The 19,072-nt window shown below is 71.9% G+C and carries 17 protein-coding genes; 8 read left to right on the top strand and 9 right to left on the bottom strand.

What is annotated here, in order from left to right; genetic code table 11:
- Position 1 precedes the first annotated feature (1 nt).
- Complete coding sequence (gene xylA, locus IF46_RS0110460) at positions 2-1,189, bottom strand: xylose isomerase (RefSeq protein ID WP_030488108.1); 1,188 nt, start codon at positions 1,187-1,189, stop codon at positions 2-4.
- A 78-nt stretch (positions 1,190-1,267) separates the two neighbouring features.
- Between xylA and IF46_RS0110455 the strand changes: the two genes are divergently transcribed.
- Both IF46_RS0110455 and IF46_RS0110450 read left to right on the top strand, forming a co-directional pair.
- Positions 1,268-2,506, top strand: coding sequence for an ROK family transcriptional regulator (locus IF46_RS0110455; protein ID WP_030488107.1), 1,239 nt, complete (start codon positions 1,268-1,270; stop codon positions 2,504-2,506).
- Positions 2,507-2,633: 127 nt separating this feature from the next.
- On the top strand, positions 2,634-4,244 hold the full coding sequence (locus IF46_RS0110450; RefSeq protein ID WP_232234001.1) for a PP2C family protein-serine/threonine phosphatase: 1,611 nt from the start codon (positions 2,634-2,636) through the stop codon (positions 4,242-4,244).
- Between the two features lie 13 nt (positions 4,245-4,257).
- On the opposite strand, the gene IF46_RS32435 is transcribed toward IF46_RS0110450, so the two are convergent.
- A complete protein-coding gene (locus IF46_RS32435) occupies positions 4,258-4,878 on the bottom strand; it encodes a MarR family winged helix-turn-helix transcriptional regulator (protein ID WP_036391673.1) in 621 nt (206 codons plus the stop codon).
- 96 nt (positions 4,879-4,974) lie between these two features.
- Here IF46_RS32435 and IF46_RS0110440 point away from each other — a divergent pair, with 96 nt between their 5' ends.
- On the top strand, positions 4,975-6,105 hold the full coding sequence (locus IF46_RS0110440) for a PP2C family protein-serine/threonine phosphatase (RefSeq protein ID WP_030488104.1): 1,131 nt from the start codon (positions 4,975-4,977) through the stop codon (positions 6,103-6,105).
- A gap of 10 nt (positions 6,106-6,115) precedes the next feature.
- Here the strand turns inward: IF46_RS0110440 and IF46_RS0110435 are convergent, their stop codons facing one another.
- The 7 genes from IF46_RS0110435 to IF46_RS0110405 form a co-directional block, all read right to left on the bottom strand.
- Complete coding sequence (locus tag IF46_RS0110435; protein ID WP_030488103.1) at positions 6,116-7,597, bottom strand: sugar transferase; 1,482 nt, start codon at positions 7,595-7,597, stop codon at positions 6,116-6,118.
- Positions 7,598-7,813: 216 nt separating this feature from the next.
- Entirely contained in the window at positions 7,814-9,568 is a 1,755-nt protein-coding gene (locus tag IF46_RS0110430) for a substrate-binding domain-containing protein (protein ID WP_030488102.1), read from the bottom strand.
- 157 nt (positions 9,569-9,725) lie between these two features.
- Positions 9,726-10,763, bottom strand: a complete 1,038-nt coding sequence (locus IF46_RS0110425; RefSeq protein WP_030488101.1) for a lactonase family protein — start codon at positions 10,761-10,763, stop codon at positions 9,726-9,728.
- A gap of 86 nt (positions 10,764-10,849) precedes the next feature.
- Positions 10,850-11,452 (bottom strand): GTP-binding protein, encoded by a 603-nt coding sequence (locus IF46_RS0110420; protein WP_030488100.1) that lies wholly within the window; start codon positions 11,450-11,452, stop codon positions 10,850-10,852.
- Positions 11,433-11,822, bottom strand: coding sequence for a DUF742 domain-containing protein (locus IF46_RS0110415; protein ID WP_030488099.1), 390 nt, complete (start codon positions 11,820-11,822; stop codon positions 11,433-11,435). The genes IF46_RS0110420 and IF46_RS0110415 overlap by 20 nt, the downstream gene beginning before the upstream one ends.
- Positions 11,812-12,234 (bottom strand): roadblock/LC7 domain-containing protein, encoded by a 423-nt coding sequence (locus IF46_RS0110410; protein ID WP_030488098.1) that lies wholly within the window; start codon positions 12,232-12,234, stop codon positions 11,812-11,814. Before IF46_RS0110410 ends, IF46_RS0110415 begins: the two co-directional genes overlap by 11 nt.
- Positions 12,234-14,600 (bottom strand): nitrate- and nitrite sensing domain-containing protein, encoded by a 2,367-nt coding sequence (locus IF46_RS0110405; RefSeq protein ID WP_030488097.1) that lies wholly within the window; start codon positions 14,598-14,600, stop codon positions 12,234-12,236. Before IF46_RS0110405 ends, IF46_RS0110410 begins: the two co-directional genes overlap by 1 nt.
- A 313-nt stretch (positions 14,601-14,913) precedes the next feature.
- Between IF46_RS0110405 and IF46_RS0110400 the strand changes: the two genes are divergently transcribed.
- The 5 genes from IF46_RS0110400 (at position 14,914) to IF46_RS0110380 (ending at position 19,042) form a co-directional block, all read left to right on the top strand.
- A complete protein-coding gene (locus IF46_RS0110400) occupies positions 14,914-15,507 on the top strand; it encodes a hypothetical protein (RefSeq protein ID WP_030488096.1) in 594 nt (197 codons plus the stop codon).
- A gap of 11 nt (positions 15,508-15,518) precedes the next feature.
- A complete protein-coding gene (locus tag IF46_RS0110395) occupies positions 15,519-16,406 on the top strand; it encodes a hypothetical protein (RefSeq protein ID WP_030488095.1) in 888 nt (295 codons plus the stop codon).
- A 191-nt stretch (positions 16,407-16,597) separates the two neighbouring features.
- A complete protein-coding gene (locus IF46_RS0110390) occupies positions 16,598-18,256 on the top strand; it encodes a sodium:solute symporter family protein (protein ID WP_030488094.1) in 1,659 nt (552 codons plus the stop codon).
- A gap of 15 nt (positions 18,257-18,271) precedes the next feature.
- Positions 18,272-18,580, top strand: a complete 309-nt coding sequence (locus IF46_RS0110385) for a hypothetical protein (protein ID WP_030488093.1) — start codon at positions 18,272-18,274, stop codon at positions 18,578-18,580.
- A gap of 75 nt (positions 18,581-18,655) precedes the next feature.
- Positions 18,656-19,042 carry a hypothetical protein gene (locus IF46_RS0110380; RefSeq protein ID WP_030488092.1) on the top strand — a complete coding sequence of 129 codons (387 nt, stop codon included), beginning with the start codon at positions 18,656-18,658 and terminating at the stop codon, positions 19,040-19,042.
- Positions 19,043-19,072 lie beyond the last annotated feature (30 nt).

The raw sequence follows: 19,072 nt of genomic DNA, 5'->3' as shown, positions 1-19,072 counted from the left end.
CTCAGCGGGCGCCGAGCAGGTGCTCGACGGCGAGTTGGTTGAGCCGGACGAAGGCGAAGCCCCGGGCTGCCACCGCGTCCACGTCGACATCCTCGAACGCGGACCGGTCGGCCAGGAACTCCTCGTAGCCCTCGCCCTCGTTGAGCGTCGGCGTGCTCAGCTCGCCGACCTTGCTGGCGGCGAGCGCCTCGATCACCTCGGGGTCGGCGCGGAACGCCGCGGCACGCTCCTTGAGCAGCAGGTAGGTGCTCATGTTGGCCGCCGCGGAGGCCCACACGCCATCCATGTCCTCGGTGCGGGAGGGCTTGTAGTCGAAGTGCCGCGGCCCGTCGTAGGTCGGCCCGCCGGTCGGGCTGCCGTTCTCCAGGAGGTCCACCAGGGCGAACGCGTTCATCAGGTCACCGTGGCCGAAGACCAGGTCCTGGTCGTACTTGATGCCGCGCTGACCGTTGAGGTCGAGGTGGAACAGCTTGCCCTGCCAGAGCGCCTGGGCGATGCCGTGGGCGTAGTTGAGCCCGGCCATCTGCTCGTGGCCGACCTCCGGGTTGAGGCCGACCAGCTCCGGGTGGGCCAGCTGGGAGATGAAGCCGAGCGCGTGCCCGATGGTGGGCAGCAGGATGTCGCCGCGCGGCTCGTTGGGCTTGGGCTCCAGGGCGAACCGCAGGCCGTAGCCCTTGTCGATGGAGTACTGGGTGAGCAGGTCCACCGCCTCGCGGTAGCGGTCCAGCGCGGCCCGGACGTCCTTGGCGACGTCGTACTCGGAGCCCTCGCGGCCACCCCACATGACGAAGGTGCTCGCACCCAGCTCGGCGGCGAGGTCGACCTGGCGCAGCACCTTGCGCAGCGCGTACCGGCGGACGTCGCGGTCGTTGCTGGTGAAGCCGCCGTCCTTGAAGATCGGGTGGGTGAAGAGGTTGGTGGTGACCATGGGCACCACGAGGCCGGTCTCGTCGAGGGCCTTGCGGAACCGGGCGATGTGCTGGTCCCGGGTGGCGGCGTCGGCGCCGAACGGGATCAGGTCGTCGTCGTGGAAGGTGATGCCGTACGCGCCGAGCTCGGCGAGCCGGTGCACTGCCTCGACCGCGTCAAGCTCGGGACGGGTCGCGTCACCGAACGGGTCGCGGGCCTGCCAGCCCACGGTCCAGAGGCCGAAGGAGAACTTGTCGGCGGGGGTGGGACGGGGTGCCATGAGCGACCTCCGGGGTGGTGTTGTCTGGTATTTGTTCAGCGATTGAATTATTTGCCCACCCTATGGCACTGTCAAGGGGTGAGCCTCACCCCCGCCCCGGCCGGCGCAGTTCGACAGGGCAGTCTGCGCGAACTCAACCTCGCCCTGGTCCTCGGTCGGATCGCCGCGGCCGACCGACCTCCGTCCCGGGCCGACCTGGCGACCGCGACCGGCCTGACCAGGGCCACCGTGTCCGCGGTCGTCGAGGACCTGCTCGCCGGCCGGTTGGTAAGTGAGTCCGACCCCGCGCCCCGTTCCGGCGCCGGCCGCCCGGCGCGCGGCCTGGTCCTGGCCGATCAGGGGCCAGCCGGGCTCGGCCTGGAGGTCAACGTCGACTACCTGGCGGTCTGCGTGGTGGACCTCGCCGGCCAGGTCCGGCACCGCACGGTGCACCGGGCCGATCTGCGCCCGGTGGCCCCCGCCGACGCCCTGGCCCGGTTGGTCGAGATGGCCGGGGCGGCTCGCGACGACGCGGCACGGCACGGCCTCACCCTGGTCGGGGCCGCGCTCGCGGTGCCGGGCCTGGTGGACGACGCCGGGGTGGTCCGGCTCGCGCCGAACCTCGGCTGGCGCGACGTGCCGGTGCCCGCGCTGCTCGCCGAGCACCCTCCGCTGATCGAGCAGGTCCCCGGTGTCCCCGCGCTGACGGTGGACAACGAGGCCAACCTCGCCGCGCTCGGCGAGCTGCACTCCCGACCACCCGGCCCGTCCAGCTTCCTGCACATCTCCGGAGAGGTGGGCATCGGCGCCGGCATCGTGCTGGATGGCGCGCTGTTTCGCGGCGTACGCGGGTGGAGCGGCGAGATCGGGCACCTTCCGGTCCACCCCGAGGGCCAACCGTGCCGCTGCGGCGGGCAGGGCTGCCTGGAGCAGTACGCCGGCCAGGAGGCGATCGTGTCGGCCGCCGGGCTGGCCCGGGCGGAGCTTCCCGCCGACACCGCTACGGCCCGGCTGGCCGAGTTGGCCGAGGCCGGCGACGCCAACGCGCTGCGGGCGCTGCACGACGCCGGCACGGCGCTCGGCGTCGCGGTGGCCAGCGTCGTCAACCTGCTCGACCTCGACACAGTGGTGCTCGGTGGCGGATACGCGGCGCTGGCGCCCTGGCTGTGCCCTCCGGTGCTCGCCGAGATCAGTGCCCGGGTGCTCACCGCCGCCTGGTCGCCGGTCACGGTCCGGCCGTCGACGCTCGGCGCGGAGGCCGCCGCGGTGGGCGCCGCCGGCTCGGTGGCCCGCCGGATCATCGCCCAGCCCGCCGGCTGGCTGGCCCGCGCCGACTGACCCCCACCCCTGCGCCGCGCGGCGTCTGTCGGGCCGAATCGGTACCCTTGCCCTCAGGCAACGATCCCGGTGAGGAGTCGAGAAGCAGCATGCGCACACGTCGTCAGACGCGCGTCGGCGTCCGGCGGTGACCACGACCCGGCAACCCGGCGGCACCCCGTTGCCGGCCGACGAGCGGTTGGCCCGCGAGCTGCTCGACGGGCTCGCCGAGGCCGTGCTGACCACGGACGAGGCCGGCCTGGTCACCCTGGTCAACGCCATGGCGACGGAGCTGCTGCCGGAGATCGACGCCGGCACCGAGCTGGCCCGCTGCCCGGTGGCGGCCCTGACTCGGGCGGTCACCAGCGGCGCTGACCGCTTCGACGCCGACCACCACGGCCGGCGTTTACGCGGCGTCCGGCGGCAGCTGGCCGGCTCCCGGTACGCGTGGTACATCCGCGACGTCACCGAAGAGCACGACCGCGCCGATGCCCTACGCGCCGAACGCTCCCGCACCGCGTTCCTCGCCCAGGCCGGCAGCCGGCTCGCGTTGGCCCTGCACCGCGACCAGGTCCTCCTGGCCGCCACCACACTCGCCGTCCCCTACCTGGCCGACGTCGCCGTGGCCCTGCCCCGACCGGCCGGGCCGGCCGAGCCACACGCCCGGTGGATCCGGTACGCCGACGGCGAGCCCGCCCCGGTCACCGGGCTGGCCGGCCCCGCGCTGACCAGCACCGTGCCCGGCCTGGCCGAGGCGCTGGCCGGCGAACTCGCCGAGTCGGGCCCCTGGCTGGACGCCCCGCTCGCCGACCTGGCCACCCTGTTGCCGCCCGGGTTCGGCCCCCCGGGCACGGTGCTGGCCAGCCCGCTGCTCAGCGCCAGCGGGTCGGCCGGTGCGCTGCTGCTCATTCGCCGGCCCGAGCGTGCGGGCTTCGACCCACGCGAGGTGGAGCTGGCCCGGGAGTTCGCCGCCCGCGCGGGTGCCGCGCTGGCCACCGCCGATCTGCACGGCGAACAGGCCCACCTGGCCCGGGTGCTACAGACCAGTCTGCTCCCGCCCGAGCTGCCCGTCGTGCCCGGCGTGACCATGGCCGGCGGCTATCGGGCGGCGGGCGACACCCTGCGCATCGGCGGCGACTTCTACGAGGTGTTCCCGCACCCGCGCGGCGCCCTGTTCGCGCTCGGCGACGTGTGCGGCAAGGGCGTGGGCGCGGCGGTGCTGACCGGCCGGGTCCGTCAGTCGTTGCAGACGCTGCGGCTCGTCGAGCAACGCCCGCTGGAGCTGATCCACCTGCTCAACCAAGCGCTCTTCGACGCTCCGGACGCGGCGCGGCGCAGCCAGTTCACCACCCTGCTGCTCGGTTCCCTGGCCCGGGGGCCGGCCGGCCTGGACGTTCAGATCGCCGGCGGGGGGCACCCGGCGCCACTGCTGGTCACCGCCGACGGCACGGTCACCCCGGTCCCGGTCGGCGGCATGCCGGTGGGGGCGCTGACGGCCGCACGGTTCGCCGAGACCCGGGTACACCTCGATCCGGGCGACCTGCTGCTCGCGTACACCGATGGGGTGACCGAGGCGCGCGGGCCGCGCGACGCGGTGATGTTCGGCGAGGCCCGACTGCGTGCCGCGCTCGTGTCGGCGGCCGGTCAGCCGCCGGCGGCGCTTATCGACCGGGTGCTCCGGGCGGTCGACGACTGGTTGGACGGGCAGGCCCACGACGACATCGCGATGCTGGCCGTGGCCGCCTCGGCCCCGGCGTGACCGACGGGCGTGATCAGGCGGTACGCGCTACCGGCGGGTCGCTGGCCGGCCACTCTCGGGTGGTGCTCACCGATCGCTCCGGGTTGCCCGACGAGCCCGCCCACACGGCACGGGTCTGCGGGCCCGAATCGACCGACCAGTCCCCCGACCGCCCACCGGGCCGGTCCGGGTCGCCCGGCCAGTCCCCCTGGCCCGTCGACTCGCCCGGCGCATTCTGCGCCTGCTGGCGGCGGGCGATCTCGTCGAATTCCCGCATTCCGCGCAGCAGCGCATCCCGGCCCTCCGGACTCATCCCGGCCAGCACGGCGGCGAGTTGGGCCTGGCGGTCGGCCCGCAGCTCAGCGAGGAGGCGGCGGGCCTCCGGGGTGAGGTGCAGCGAGATCTCCCGCCGGTCGAAGCGGCCCGGCTCGCGCTCCAACATTCCGGCGGCGACCAACCGGTCGCAGAGGCGGCTGGCGGAGCTGAGCAGCATGTCGAGTCGGGTGGCCAGCCGACGCAGGTTGATCCCGTCGGACTGCTCCACCACCATCACCGCCCGCAACTGGGCGCCGGAGACCCGGTTGGCGGTCCCCTCCCGGGCAGACTCCCAGATGCCCAACAGGGCAGCGGCCGTCGCGTCCAGCGCGGCAGCCATACTCGTCTCAGGGTCCGTCGGACGGTTCAGTTCGGCCATGGTGGCCCGAGAGTACTCCGAAGCCACCGATGGTCGAGCTTTCAGCGAGGAGTGACGATGAGCGAACCGGTCAACCAGGCACGACGTGCCCTGAACGAGACGCCAGCGGATCGGCTCGTCGGTGGCATCGAGGACGTGCTCGCCCGGTCGTACGGGATCACCGACGTCGAGCTCTACCAGGTCGACTACCGGCTTGCCGAGCTGCTGCCACTCACCGATGGCGAATCGATCACGAGCCCCGGGCACCCGGCCTGGCGTGCCTTCGACCACCAGTCGCCGTTACTGACCGACGGCACCGCCTGGTTCCCGGTGACCATGCGTGGCGAGCGCCGAGGGGTGCTGTGCCTGTCGCCCGTTCCGGACGACCGGGAGGTCCTCGCCGAGCTGGCCGACATCGCCACCGCGCTCGCCCACGAGGTGGCGGCGGTCTCCGCCGGCACCGACGTCTACCGGGCGGCCCGGCGCACCCAACGCCTCACCCTGGCCGCCGAGATGCAGTGGGACCTGCTCCCCGGCCGCAGCCGGATCCGCCCCTCGTTCAGCCTGGCCGGGCAGTTGGAGCCGGCGTACGCGGTGCGCGGCGACAGCTTCGACTGGTCCGATGACGGGGAGCGGCTCTGGTTGTCGACCATCAACGGCACCGGTGAGGGCGTGGCCGCCTCCCTGCTCACCTCGTTGGCCACTCACGCGCTGCGCAACGCGCGCCGGGCCGGGCTGGGCCTGGGCGACCAGGCCGCCCTCGCCGATCAGGCCATCTACGACCTCTACCGGGGCGAGCAGCACCTCTCCGCGTTGCTGATGGAGCTGGACCTGCGTTCCGGGATGATGACCGTGGTCGACGCCGGGTCACCCCGGCTGGTCCTGCTGCGCCGCGGGGAAGTCACCGAGCAGCCCCTGGAGGCGCAGTTCCCGCTGGGTATGTTCGAGGCGACCGACTACCACGAGCAGAAGTTCCCGCTGGAGCGCGGCGACCGGGTCTTCGTGGTCAGCGACGGGGTGGTCGAGGCCACCGGGCAGCACATGCGCTACGGGGAGACGGCACTGGACCGGTTCCTGCGGCGGACCGGGCCGATGGCACCCCTGGACGCCGTCCGGTCGCTGATCGGTGATCTGCGCGCGTTCGTGGCCGGTGACCTGGTCGACGACGCGGTGGTCGTCTGCCTGGACTGGACCGGCCCGCAGCCGTGACCGGCGGCGGTCAGTACGCTCCGCGGCCGTTCAGCACCGCGCCGAAGGTCTTCCAGAGGATGGTGAGGTCGGCGGCGAGGGACCAGTTCTCCACGTAGTACAGATCGAGCCGGATGCCGTCCTCCCAGCTCAGGTCGGAGCGGCCACTGACCTGCCACAGGCCGGTCATGCCCGGCTTGACCAGCAGCCGCCGGGCCACGTCGCCGTCGTAGCGGGCCACCTCCGAGGGCAGCGGCGGACGGGGCCCGACCAGGCTCATCTGGCCCAGCAGCACGTTGACCAACTGCGGCAGCTCGTCCAGTGACCATTTGCGCAGCAGCCGGCCGACCCGGGTGACCCGGGGGTCCTGGCGCATCTTGAACATGAGGCCGTCGGTCTCGTTGCGCGCGGTCAACTCGGCGAGCATCGCGTCCGCGTTCACCACCATGGTGCGGAACTTGAACACGCCGAACTCCTGCCCGCCCCGGCCGACGCGGACCTGCCGGAACAGCACCGGACCCCGGCTGTCCAGTTTGATGGCCAGGGCGATGAACGCGATCAGCGGCAGCAGCACCGCCAGCGCCAGCGACGAGACGGACCGGTCGACGAGCCCCTTCACCAGCTTGCGGGCACCGCGGAACTCGGGTGCCTCGACGTGGATCAGCGGCAGGCCGGCAACCGGGCGGGTGTGGATCCGCGGGCCGGCGACGTCGGTCAAGGCGGGTGCCACGACCAGGTCGACGCCGGTCCCCTCCAACTGCCAGCCGAGGCGGCGCAGCCGGGTCGCGGTCAGCTCACCGGAGGCGGTCACCGCGACCGTGTCCGCGCCGATCGCGGTGGCCGCCTCCGGGATGCCTCGGAACGACCCCACCACCGGCACGTCACCCAACCGCTGCGCCACCGGCGCGAGCAGCGCGTCCGGGATGCACGCGCCCACCACCTGGTAGCCGGCGTACGGCTCACGGCGCAGCGTGTGCACCAACTCCAGCACGTGGGCGGTGTCGCCGACCACGAGGACCTTTCGGGACCAGCCGGCGCCGACCGAGCGGGCCCGGTGTAGACGCTTGCGGGCGGCGAACCGGGCCACCTCCAGCCCAACGGTGCCCACCGCGAAGGAGATGCCCAGGAAGCCCCGGGACACGCCGACGTCGGCGACGTAGCCGAAGATGGCTATCGCACCGGCCAGGCGCAGGCTGGCGGAGCTGACCCGCCGGTACTCGTCCGCCCCGTAGCCGATCACCCGGTCGTCGTAACAGCCGAGCGCCTTGAGTGAGATCAGCCAGGCCAGCACCAGCCCGGGGGCGACCAGCACGTACGGGACCTCCGAGCCGCTCGGCTCGCGGTCACCGAAACGGGTGACGTACCCGATGAGCAGCGCGAAGATGAGAACTGTGGTGTCCAGCACCACCAGGACCCGGACGTAGGACCGTTCGTCGGCGCGCGCCACCAGCCCGGCGCGTCGGCCGTTCGGCTCCGCCGACGTGGCGGGGGTCAACAGGGTCGCCGCGCTCACCGGCCCTCCCACTCTGGTCAGGATGGCCCCGGTCGACGGGTCGGACCGAAGGCGGACCGACTCTGCCGGAACAGTCGACATCCTGCCTCGACAACTATGACGGCCGATTGCTTCGGACGTATTGCCGTCACTTTTCTTCAACAACCTGGTGGCCGAAAAGAGGCCCGCCATACCGGATCGACGGTACGGCAGACCTCTTCGCGTCTGAGCAACGGATCAGCGCGGTGCGGGCGGACGCCGCGCGATGGCGGTGAGGAAGATGCTGCCGATCTCGCTCGGGTCCTTGGTGACGAAGACGTCGCCGCCGGTCACCTTGGTGATCGACTCCAACTCGGTCTTGCTGACGCCCTCACCGATACCGATCATGATGACCTGGACCGGCCGCTCCGGGTCAGCGATCCGCTTCAACTCCGCGAGCAGTTGCGCCTGGTTGACACCGCTGTTGTCCTCGTTCTTGCCATCGGTGAACAGCACGATCGAGTTGACCCGGCCGGGCTGCCAGTCTTCCTGCACCGCCTTGTAGGCCGCCAACATGGTGTCGTACAGGCCGGTGCCGCCATCGGAGGGCCGGACGGTGGCGAGCGCCCCCTCCAACTGGGACCGCTGGCCGGAGAGCGGCCCGATGGGGACCAACTGTCGGTAGTCCCGGGTGCCGACCAGCTTCGTGGAGAAGGTCCACAGGCCGATCGACCAGGAGTCGTCGAAGAGGCTCAGGCCGCGGCGCGCCGCGTCCACGGTGACCTCCTCCCGGCTCCGGTTGTTGGCGGAGGGCACCGGCTCCTTCATCGAGCCGGAGACGTCGATGACGGCCAGCATCCGACCGGACTGGGTGGCAATCGACCAACTGGAGACGACCCGCTGGATGGCGGCCGGGTCCAGGCCACCCGCCGCGGTGCCGCCGTTCGCCGGTGCGGTCGGCGCGCCGCCGGACGGGCTCGGAGCACCCTGCGGCGCCTTGAAGCCCTCTCCCCAGTTGCCGTCCGGCGCGCGCAGCGACTGCGCGGCGAGCCGGTTACGGAAGGCGGGGCTGGTCAGAAGTTCGAACAGCACCCGGGCGGCCGACGCCTTACTCGGCTCGATACCGGGCAACACCGCGTACGGGTAGTCCAGCGGCATCGGCGCCGGCTCCATGTAGAGCGCGGCGAGCGGCACCGGCGGCTTCTCGCTGTTGTAGGCGATCACGTCCTCTTCGGACAGGGCCGCCGCGCCGAGACCACTGGCGATGGACGTCGCGTCGTTGGCCTTCGGGAACCGGGCCAGCAGGTCGTTGCGGAGCGAGGAACGCCCGGTGGCCAGGGCGCGCAGCGCACCGACCGTGTTGCGCTGGGCATCGCCGCCGGCACCGTTGGCAGCCGCGGTCAGCGAGAGCAGACCGGACAGGCCCGCCGCGTCGCGAGTCGGCTCGACGATCCCGGTACGCAGCGGCGTGCTGGTGTTGACCTGCTTGAGCAGGTCGGTCCAGTTGAACTTCTTGTCCGGCCAGCCCAGCCGGAGGGCGATCGGCTCGGGCATCGCGACGACGATCGGGCTACGCGCGATGGACGCGCCGTTGGTCGGAGCGAACGCGGTCGCGTCCTTCTTCAACCGCAGCAGCCAGGTCGAGGAGTCGGGCACCCAGACGTCCGGGCTGACGGCGGTGCCACTGGCCTGCCCCACGCCGGCCAGGACAGCGCCGTGCTTGGCCGCCACCACGGCCGCCACGTCGACCGGGTCGGATGCGGAGACGTCGACACGGATGCAGGTCGGGCCCACCGCAGCGCCGTCCTTGACCCACTGGGACGCGGCGGCATCCACCGCTGGCGCGAGCTCGGTGGCGACCGCCACGGCGAGCCGGATCTCGCCCGAGCAACTGGGCTGGATCAGTTCCCGATAGCCGAACCACGCGCCGGTCGTGACGACGAGCACCGCCACCGTCGCGGCGGCGGCTGCTAGGTGGAGTTTCGAACTCATGCGATGGCGGCCTGCTGACACGGTGACCATCTTGCGTACTAGGTGCGGTCTCTGCCACATCCGTTCGGCCTAAAGTTACGGAGGAGAAACAGTTGACCGCCAATTTGCAACGCAGAGTGACGCGACAGCCTCACGGCGTTGCCAAATCGGTGCACCCCTCGCGTCTTGACTCCGGTGTTCAGGGCAGCACGCACGTCGGGCTCGGCACCGGCACCGGCTCGCCGACCGCCGCCAAGGCACCGGTGTCGGCGTCGCGCCGGAACACCCGCACCATGTCCGCCCGTTCGTCGGCGACGTAGAGGTGTTGACCGATCAGCGCGAAGTGCCGGGGCCACTCGCCACCGGTGTCCACTTCGGCCACCAGCTCGGGCAGCTCGCCGGCCAGGGCGAAGACCGCCACGCTCCCCACCCCACGGTTGGCGACGTAGAGGAACCGACCGTCCGGGGCGACCGCGACCTCCGATGGTTGAACGTGACCGGCCCGTTCGCTGGCCTGGACCCGCCCACGCTGGTGCAACGCGCCGTCGTCGGTCAGCTCGTACGCGGTGACCGAGGCGTCCAGCTCACCGACGAGGTAGCAGCGCCGCCCGTCCGGGTGGCGGGCCAGGTGCCGGGGCCCGGTGCCGGGAGTCGTGCGGATCCGCGCCGCACGGGGCACCAGCCGCCCGGTGGCGTCGTCCACGTCGTACCGGTAGACCGAGTCGGTGCCGAGATCCACCGCGAAGATCGGCCCCCGGCCCGCGCCCGGGGAGACCATGTGGGCGTGGGCCTGGTCCTGGCGCTCCGGGTCGGGGCCGCGCCCCTCGTGCACCACCAGGTCGGTGCGCTCGCCGGGCACGCCCTGCGGATCGAGGGGGAAGACCGCGATGCTGCCGCTGCCGTAGTTTGCCGCCAGCAGGTGATCGCCGCTGGGCAGCACCGCCAGGTGGCATGGCTCGGCACCACCGGTCGACCAGCTGCCGAGTGGTTCCAACGCGCCGTCCGCACCGACCTGCCAGGCGCTGATCTCTCCGTCGGTCAACTCGTTTACCGCGTAGAGCACCGGGCGGGTGGGGTGCCGCGCCAGGAAGGAGGGGGACGGGGTGACCGCCACCGTGCCGAGCGGAGTCAGCGCCCCGGTCGCCGGGTCGCGACGTGCCGCGACGATGCCGCTGCCCCGCCCACCGCTCTGCGCGGTGTAACCCCCGATGTGGACGACCTCACCCTGACCACTCACGTTCCACTCCTCCGCCGGCATCCTTCGTTGATCCAACCAGAGCTGCCCGCGTTGCCCGCCCGTTAACCGGCTTTCCGGCCCGGTTCTCAGACCGCCGGCACCGGTTCACCGCGCTGTCGGGCGACGTGCTCGACCAGAGAGATCAACACCATCTTCCCGGACTGCCGGTCCCGGGCGTCGCAGAGCACCATCGGCACGTCCGGGTCCAGGTCGAGCGCTCGGCGTACGGTCTCCAGGTTGAACCGGCGGGAGTCGTCGAAGCAGTTCACGCCCACCACGAACGGGATGCCCCGCTGCTCGAAGTAGTCGATCGAGGGGAAGCAGTCGGCCAGCCGCCGGGTGTCGGCGAGCACCACCGCGCCGAGCGCGCCGAAGGCCAGCTCGTCCCAGAGGAACCAGAACCGATCCTGACCCGGGGTGCCGAACAGGTAGACCTGCAGGTCGTCGTTGATGGTGATCCGACCGAAGTCCATCGCCACAGTGGTGGTGGACTTGCCCTCCACACCGGAGATGTCGTCGGTGCCGATCCCGGCACCGGTCAACACCTCCTCGGTCTGCAACGGACGGACCTCGCTCAGGGCGCTCACCAACGTCGTCTTGCCAGCCCCGAAGCCTCCCGCGATGAGGATCTTCAGGGCCAGCGGGATGGTGGTGCTGGTGCCCACCTGGTCATAGCGCACGGAGTCCACTGACCACCGCCTTGAGGATGTCGTCGTCGGGAAGGATGCCGGCGGCCGGCGGCTCGTGCACCGCGACCAGGTCCTCGGCGAGGAGATCACCGAGCAGGACCCGGACCACGCCGACCGCGAGGTCCAACTCGGCTGCCAACTCGGCCACCGACACCGGCCGACGGGCCAACGCGACCAGCCGTCGATGCTCCGGCAGCAGGTGCGGGTGGCTCGCCACGTCGACGTCCGAACCGGCCAGCACGAACGCGACCAGGTTGAAACCATCGACGGCGGAGCGTACCCGGCCGCCGGTGAGCGTGTACGGGCGCACTACCGGGCCGGCGTCGCCGTCCAGCCACTCGTGCTGCGGCCCGGGCGGCTCAGTCCGCATCACCGGCACCCGCTGTCGATCGGGCCGGCGCGGCCAGGCTCTCCCCCACCCGGATCACCAGCATCGCCATCTCGTACGCGACCAGGCCGATGTCCGCGTCCGCGTCGCTCACCACCGCCAGGCAGGCGCCCTGCCCGGCGGCGGTGACGAAGAGGTACGCCGACTCCATCTCCACCACGGTCTGCCGGACCGGGCCGCCGTCCACGTGCCGGCTGGCGCCTCGGGCGAGGCTGGAGAAGCCGGCGGCCAGCGCACAGAGGTGCTCGGCGTCGGAGCGCTCCAACTCGGCCGAACAGCCGAGCAGCAGGCCGTCGGCGGAGAGCACCACCGCCTCCCGGGCGGCCGGTACCCGTTGCACCAGTTCGTCGAGCAACCAGTCGAGACCGGCGCTCTGCTTCGTCGGATGCCGCACTAGACGTCCCTCTCAGTCGCGGTCGGGGGTTCGGGGGTCGCCGCCGAACCCGTGGGTGTCACCGAGCCCGAAGGTGTCGCCGGTGCGGTCGGGGTGATGACGGTGGCGCGTCCGCGTGCCGTGCCGGCCTGTAGCGCCGCCATGACCCGGCGTACCTCCTCCGGAGAGCGGGGTGACGGTGTGTCGGTGACGGTCGACCGGGGCTGCGTGGCCGGGGTGCGGCGTCGCACCCGCTGGGGCAGGCCGTCCAGCTCGTCGGCCGAGTCGTCGGAGGCCGCCGACCCCTCGTCGACCCCATTGGCAGCCGCGGTGGCCGAGGCGGGTGCTCCGGAAGGCAGGGCGGGCGGGGTGGGGCTGGCCGGCGGAGCCGTTGGCGGGCGGGTGCGGGGGCGGGGCACGGCACTGCGGCGCGCGGTGCGAGCCAGCCGCGGGCCCGGGTCCGCTGACGCGGCACCGAGCGTGGCGGGGTCGGGGCCGGCCGGCGGCTCGGGGGTGACCAGGTCGGTGGGGACCAGCACCACGGCGGTCACCCCGCCCTCCCCAGAGGGGCGCAACCGCACTCGGATGCCGTGCCGGGCCGCCAGCCGGGCCACCACGAACAGGCCGAGTCGGGCGCTCTGCGCCGGGTCGAACTCGGGCGAGCTGGCCAACCGGGTGTTCGCGGTCTCCAGCGCCGCTTCGGACATGCCCAGCCCCTGGTCGGTGATCTCCAGGGCGTACCCGTTGGCCACCTTCTCTCCGGTGACGGTGACCCGGGTGTCCGGCGGGGAGAAGGCGGTGGCGTTCTCGACCAGCTCGGCGAGCAGGTGGATGACGTCGCCGACCGCCCGTCCCAGCACGCCGGCCGGCTGCACGGCGGTCACGTGCACCCGTTCGTACGCCTCGACCTCGGAGATCGCGCCGCGGATCAGGTCGACCATCGCGACCGGGTTTCGCCAACCTCGGCCCGGTGCGGAGCCGGCGAGGATGACCAGGTCCTCGGCGTGCCGGCGCAGCCGGGTCGCCAGGTGGTCGACCTGGAACAGCTCGGCCAGCTCGTCCGGGTCCTCGGCGCGCCGCTCCATCCGGTCCAGCAGGTGCAGCTGACGATGCACAAGGCTCTGGCTGCGCCGGGCGATGTTGAGGAAGACCTCGTTGAGGCCCCGGCGCAGGGTGACCTCGTCGACCGCGGCCTGGACGGCGGTGCGCTGCACCTTGGTGAAGGCCCGCCCGACCTCGCCGATCTCGTCGTTGCCGTACTCCAGCGGTGGCGCTTCCCGGGCGACGTCGACCTGCTCGCCACGGCGCAGCCGGGTCACCACGTCGGGCAGACGATGCTCGGCCAACTCCAGTGCGGCGGTACGGACGCTGCTGAGCCGCCGGACGAGGGTGCGGCCAACCCGCACCGCCACCAGCACCGAGACCACCACGGCGACGAGCCCGAGCACGCCAGCGGCGGCCAGCCGCACCAGGATGCGGACCGCCATCGGCACCGAGCGATCGGTGAGATTGTCGGCCTCGGCCAGCTCGAAGTCGCGCAACTGCTGCTGTACGGCGTCGTGGCTGGACTGCCACGAGGCCGCGTCCACCGGCGGTCGGCCTGACCTGTTGGCCCCGATCAGCGCGTCCTGCATGGCGCGCAGGCTGGTGAACGCTGGGCTCTCGGACAACCGCTGGTACGCGGCCCGGGTGGTCTCCGGCAGGTCGGCCACCGCGCTCTCGGTGAGCCACCGCTGGTTGCCGATGGACTGCACGAGCTGGGCGTGCTCTCCCTGGGCGAACCGGCCGCCGGTCAACACACCGGCCAGCATGGCGTCGGTCTGGCCGAGCAGCTCCCGGGATCGGCCCAGCGTGGTGAGCGCCAGCGCCTGCCGATTGATGCCGGGGTCGGTCAGGGTGGCCATCCCCGCGAACGCCTGGAAGGCCGCGGAGACCATGCCGCTGTACAGGCCGAGCGCGCCGGAACGGTCCATCAAGCGGTCGTCGATGAAGTTCCGACCGGTCGGCAGCGCCGCCAGAGCGGTGAGCAGCCGGTCGACCCGGTCCTCCAGCAACTCGTCGGCGGCGTCGCGCAGCGCTTCGCCGTCGACTCGGCGGCGCAGCTCGGCGATCGCCCGGTCGGTGCGCTGGCGCTGCTCGGCGAGGGCGGGCAGCTCGGTCGTGCCGGCGAGCTGCACCACCGAGAGCCGGCGTTCGCGTTGCAGCTCGGTGACTACCGTCTCGCCGGGGCGGCCTAGGTCGTACAGCAGGGTGCGGGCGGAGAGCAGGTTCAGGGCGGGACCGAAGGTCAACGTGGTTGCGAAGATCCACAGCGCCAGGAGCGCTGTCACCGGCGCGACGACCAACGCGGTCAGCTTGGAGCGGATCGGCCAATCGCGGGTTTTCATCAGACCTCGCCCGTACAGGGGTGGCAGGAGGGGTGCCGGCACCGCCGGGCATGCAGCCGGCCGGCTGCATGCCCGGCCGTTCACGCCGGGCACCGGCGTGGGCGCCTTGGGCAGGATACGTAATCGAGGCCCTTTGCACTACCGCCCGTCGCACCAACATCGACGCTCCGGGATGGACCGGATGGACGGCCACTTTCTGGCCTAAATCAGGTCTTGGTGTGGCGAGTAGTTGCGTTCCTCGTCAGGAAAGTGTCCCGGATCGGGATTGGCGATCACTCCACGGAGGGAATACCAGATGACGAAGGAGGAGCCCATGTCGCCAACGCAGGTAATCGTCATCGTGCTCGTCGTGCTGGTGATCGTCGCGGTGCTCGCCGTGGCCGCCCGCTCGCTCAGCCGCCGTCGCGAGCTGCGCAACCGGTTCGGCCCGGAGTACGACCGGGTGGTGGCGGAACAGGACAGCCGGTCCGCCGCAGAGCGCGAGCTGCGCGACCGGGAACGCCGGCATGCCGAGCTCACGCTCACCCCACTCAGCCCGGAGTCGCGGGCCCGGTACAGCGCCGCCTGGGAGGAACTCCAGGTCCGCTTCATCGACTCCCCCGGCGAGACCGTGGGTGACGCAGACGAACTGGTCACCCGGCTCATCGAGGAGCAGGGCTACCCGACCGGCGACTTCTCCGACCAGATCGCCCATCTCTCCGTCGAGCACGCCCGCACGCTTACCAGCTACCGGGACGCGCACGAGATCCACCTGCGCAACTCCCGGGGCGAGGCCAACACCGAGGAGCTGCGGCAGGCGGTCGTGCACTACCGCGCACTCTTCGCCGACCTGCTGGGCGACGAGCCGGTCGGCCACCGTACGCCCGAACAGCGCCACCACCCGGACCACGACGCCACGAGCCGCTGAGGAGGCCACCGATGCGCCAGGAAGAGCAGCAGGTGAGCAACGACCACCCGGAGGCCGTCCGATCGGCGCCCGTGCCGGTACCCCCGGCGGGCGACCGGGCTGGCCGTTCCGACGTACCCGAGGACGCCCTCGACGATCGGGGCACCTTCGACGACCCGGCCGACGACGAGCGGGCTGACGACGCCGACTCGCGCCACCGGCGGCGCGACGACCGGTCCACCGACGAGGGCGGTCTCCACGAGCCGGGGCCGCTGCCGACGGCATTCGGCGCCACCACGGTGGCCGACGCGGTGGCCGCCTCCGCGCTGGCCAGCCCACGACCGCAGGACCAGCCGGACCCGCGAGCCGAGCGGACCGCCCAGCCAGGCGACGGAGCCGAGGACGGCGAGCGTGAGGGTCTGCGCGCCGACCCGACCGCCGAGCTGCACCGGCGCCACCCGGATGTCGACGACAGCACGGACCTCGACGATCGCACCGATGCGGCCACGGCCGGCGCGGCCGGCTACGGCAGCGCGACACCGGAGATGGTCGACCCGGACGCCGACGGCGACCCGGTCACCACCGATGGCCCCGACACGACGCTGGAGTCTGCCGGGACGTCCCGTCCCGTCGGGTCGACAGTCGCGGCCGAGCCGGCCACGCTCCTCGACCCGGACACCGCACAGGGCTTCCGGGACCGCTGGCGGGACGTACAGCTGCGTTTCGTCGACGACCCGCACGCGGCTGCTGGCGAGGCGCAGTCGCTGGTGGAGGAGGCCATCCAGGCCCTCTCCTCGGCGCTGGCCGCGCAGAAGAACACCCTGGGCGGGTGGCAGGACGCCGGCTCGGCCGACACCGAGCAACTGCGAATGGCGGTCCGCAACTACCGGGACTTCCTGGACCGCGTCCTGGGTCGCTGACACACCCGACCGCCAGCAGGGGCGCTCCGGCCGGCTGGCCGGAGCGCCCCTGCTGCCGTGCTGGCAGCCCGCGAGACCGCCCCGACCGGCCCGAACGCGACGGATTCGAGGTCCGGGAGTGAAACCCTGCGCAAGGGGGTAATACGGCGCGCGCACACCAACCAGTGCGACGTCGGACGAGGGGTGACGGGATGGACGGCGGCGGTCTTCGGCTCAACATGAACGGGCTGGACTACCTGATTCTGGCGCTGTACTTCGTCACCGTCCTCGGGGTCGGCTTCGCCGCCCGCCGGGCGATCCGGACCAGCGTCGACTTCTTCCTCTCCGGGCGGTCCCTGCCGGCCTGGGTGACCGGTCTCGCCTTCGTCTCGGCGAACCTGGGCGCGTTGGAGATCATTGGAATGGCCGCGAACGGGGCCCAGTACGGCGTGATGACGCTGCACTACTACTGGATCGGCGCGGTCCCGGCGATGGTCTTCCTGGGCATCGTGATGATGCCCTTCTACTACGGCTCGAAGGTCCGCAGCGTGCCGGAGTACCTGCGGCTGCGGTTCAACCGCCCCACCCACCTGCTGAACGCGCTCAGCTTCGCCGTCGCCCAGGTGCTGATCGCCGGGGTGAACCTGTACGCGCTGGCCCTGGTCATGCAGGCGCTGCTCGGCTGGCCGCTCTGGACCGCGGTCGTGGTCGGCGCGGCGATCGTGCTGGCGTACATCACCATCGGCGGTCTGTCCGGGGCGATCTACAACGAGGTGCTCCAGTTCTTCGTCATCCTGGCCGGTCTCATCCCGGTCACCGTGATCGGCCTGGTCAAGGTCGGCGGAGTGAACGGCCTGATGGACGCGGTACGCGACTCCAAGCTCGGCGAGGCCGGTCTGCACGCCTGGCAGAACACCGGCAGCACCGCCAACCCCCTCGGCGCGCACTGGCTCGGCATCGTCTTCGGCCTGGGCTTCGTGCTGTCGTTCGGCTACTGGACGACGAACTTCGCCGAGGTGCAGCGCGCCCTCTCGGCGAAGAACATGAGCGCCGCCCGGCGTACGCCGATCATCGCCGCGTACCCGAAGCTGTTCATCCCCCTGGTCACGGTCATCCCCGGCCTGGTGGCCCTGGTCACGGTCAAGGGGCTCGGCGCGGAGAGCGGCGACCTGCAGTACAACAACGCGATCCCACTGCTGATGCGCGATCTGCTCCCCAACGGCGTGCTCGGGGTGGCGGTCACCGGCCTGCTCGCCTCGTTCATGGCCGGCATGGCGGCAAACGTGAGCGGCTTCAACACCGTCTTCACCTACGACATCTGGCAGGCGTACATCCGTCCCGGCCGGTCCGACGACTACTACCTGCGGGTCGGCCGGTGGGCGACGGTCGGCGCCGTGGTGGTCGGGATCGGCACCGCGTTCATCGCGGCCGGGTTCAGCAACATCATGAACTACATCCAGGCGCTCTTCTCGGTCTTCAACGCGCCGCTGTTCGCCACCTTCATCATCGGCATGTTCTGGAAGCGGATGACCGCGCTGGCCGGCTTCTGGTCGCTGTTGCTGGGCACCCTGGTGTCGCTGAGCCTCTACCTGCTCTACAAGGGCGGCGTGATCGGCTTCAACTCCGACCTGGAGGAGAGCTTCTGGGGCGCCGGCCTCGCCTTCGTCACGGCGGTGGTGGTCGCCGCGGTCATCACCCCGCTCACCGCACCCAAGCGCGACGAGGAGCTGCGCGGGCTGGTGTACGGCATGGGTGGCATCGACCTGAAGGGCGACGTGCTCGCCGGGGACGCCGCCTGGTACCGCTCCCCCGTGCTCCTCGGCCTGATCGCGGTCGCGCTGGCCGCCCTCTTCTACATCCCGGTCTTCTAGGAAAGGGGTCGGCAGATGGACAACCACAGCCAGCCGGCGCAGGACCCGTTGATCGACTCGACGCAGGAGGAACAGCGGCGTTCCGCCGCGGCCCGACTGTTCGACATCCGCCGGGTGATCGGTGGCCTCTTCGTGGCGTACGGGATCATCGTGACGCTGATCGGCATCTTCGACAGCCGGGCCGAGATCGACAAGGCCGAGGGCGTACGGATCAACCTGTGGGCCGGGCTGTCGATGCTGGTGTTCGGCCTGCTCATGCTGCTCTGGCAGTGGCTGCGCCCAGCGGAACCGCCAGCCCCCAACGAGCAGCAGCCCGACGCCTGACCGCCCGGCATGAGCGCGGCCCGAGGGGGTACGCGTGGGAAACCAGGCACCGTGTCGGACACAGGAGGCAGCACCATGACCGCTCGCGATCGCCAACCGCCGTTGGAGGAGAGCCCCGAGGTGGCCTCGGCAGTGGCTGATGACGCCACCGTCGCGCAGCTGCGCACCGGAGGTGGCCCCGACCGGGACACCCCAGCCTTCTCCGCACCCCGCAACCGACCGGACGACCTCGCGCCAGACACCGACGAGCTGATCGGCGACCCGTACGCTGCCGGCACCGGAGCGACCGGGACGGGCACCGGCGCCGGCGGGGACAACATCCGTACCGGGGCTGAGCAACCCTGGGAGCCGGAGGACCTGGTGATGGCCCGCGGCCAGGACCTGACACCGGAGAACCTGGACAAGGCGCGCCGTGACCTGGCCGAGCAGGGCCGGGCGGCGATCGAACGCACTGTGCCCTGATCGAGGCAGAAGGGGGGGTCCCCGGCCCGA

It is taken from the genome of Micromonospora chokoriensis, assembly GCF_000718555.1.
In the GTDB taxonomy this organism is placed as follows: domain Bacteria; phylum Actinomycetota; class Actinomycetes; order Mycobacteriales; family Micromonosporaceae; genus Micromonospora; species Micromonospora chokoriensis_B.
Note: the sequence above shows the minus strand (reverse complement) of the source record. Positions and strands in the feature narration are given on the sequence as shown.

Coding starts and splice junctions, on each gene's coding strand:
- IF46_RS0110385 (WP_030488093.1), top strand. CDS start 18,272: ATGGACAACCACAGCCAGCCGGCGCAGGACCCGTTGATCGACTCGACG.
- xylA (WP_030488108.1), bottom strand. CDS start 1,189: ATGGCACCCCGTCCCACCCCCGCCGACAAGTTCTCCTTCGGCCTCTGG.
- IF46_RS0110395 (WP_030488095.1), top strand. CDS start 15,519: ATGCGCCAGGAAGAGCAGCAGGTGAGCAACGACCACCCGGAGGCCGTC.
- IF46_RS0110380 (WP_030488092.1), top strand. CDS start 18,656: ATGACCGCTCGCGATCGCCAACCGCCGTTGGAGGAGAGCCCCGAGGTG.
- IF46_RS0110390 (WP_030488094.1), top strand. CDS start 16,598: ATGGACGGCGGCGGTCTTCGGCTCAACATGAACGGGCTGGACTACCTG.
- IF46_RS0110400 (WP_030488096.1), top strand. CDS start 14,914: ATGTCGCCAACGCAGGTAATCGTCATCGTGCTCGTCGTGCTGGTGATC.
- IF46_RS0110440 (WP_030488104.1), top strand. CDS start 4,975: ATGAGCGAACCGGTCAACCAGGCACGACGTGCCCTGAACGAGACGCCA.
- IF46_RS0110415 (WP_030488099.1), bottom strand. CDS start 11,822: ATGCGGACTGAGCCGCCCGGGCCGCAGCACGAGTGGCTGGACGGCGAC.
- IF46_RS0110405 (WP_030488097.1), bottom strand. CDS start 14,600: ATGAAAACCCGCGATTGGCCGATCCGCTCCAAGCTGACCGCGTTGGTC.
- IF46_RS32435 (WP_036391673.1), bottom strand. CDS start 4,878: ATGGCTGCCGCGCTGGACGCGACGGCCGCTGCCCTGTTGGGCATCTGG.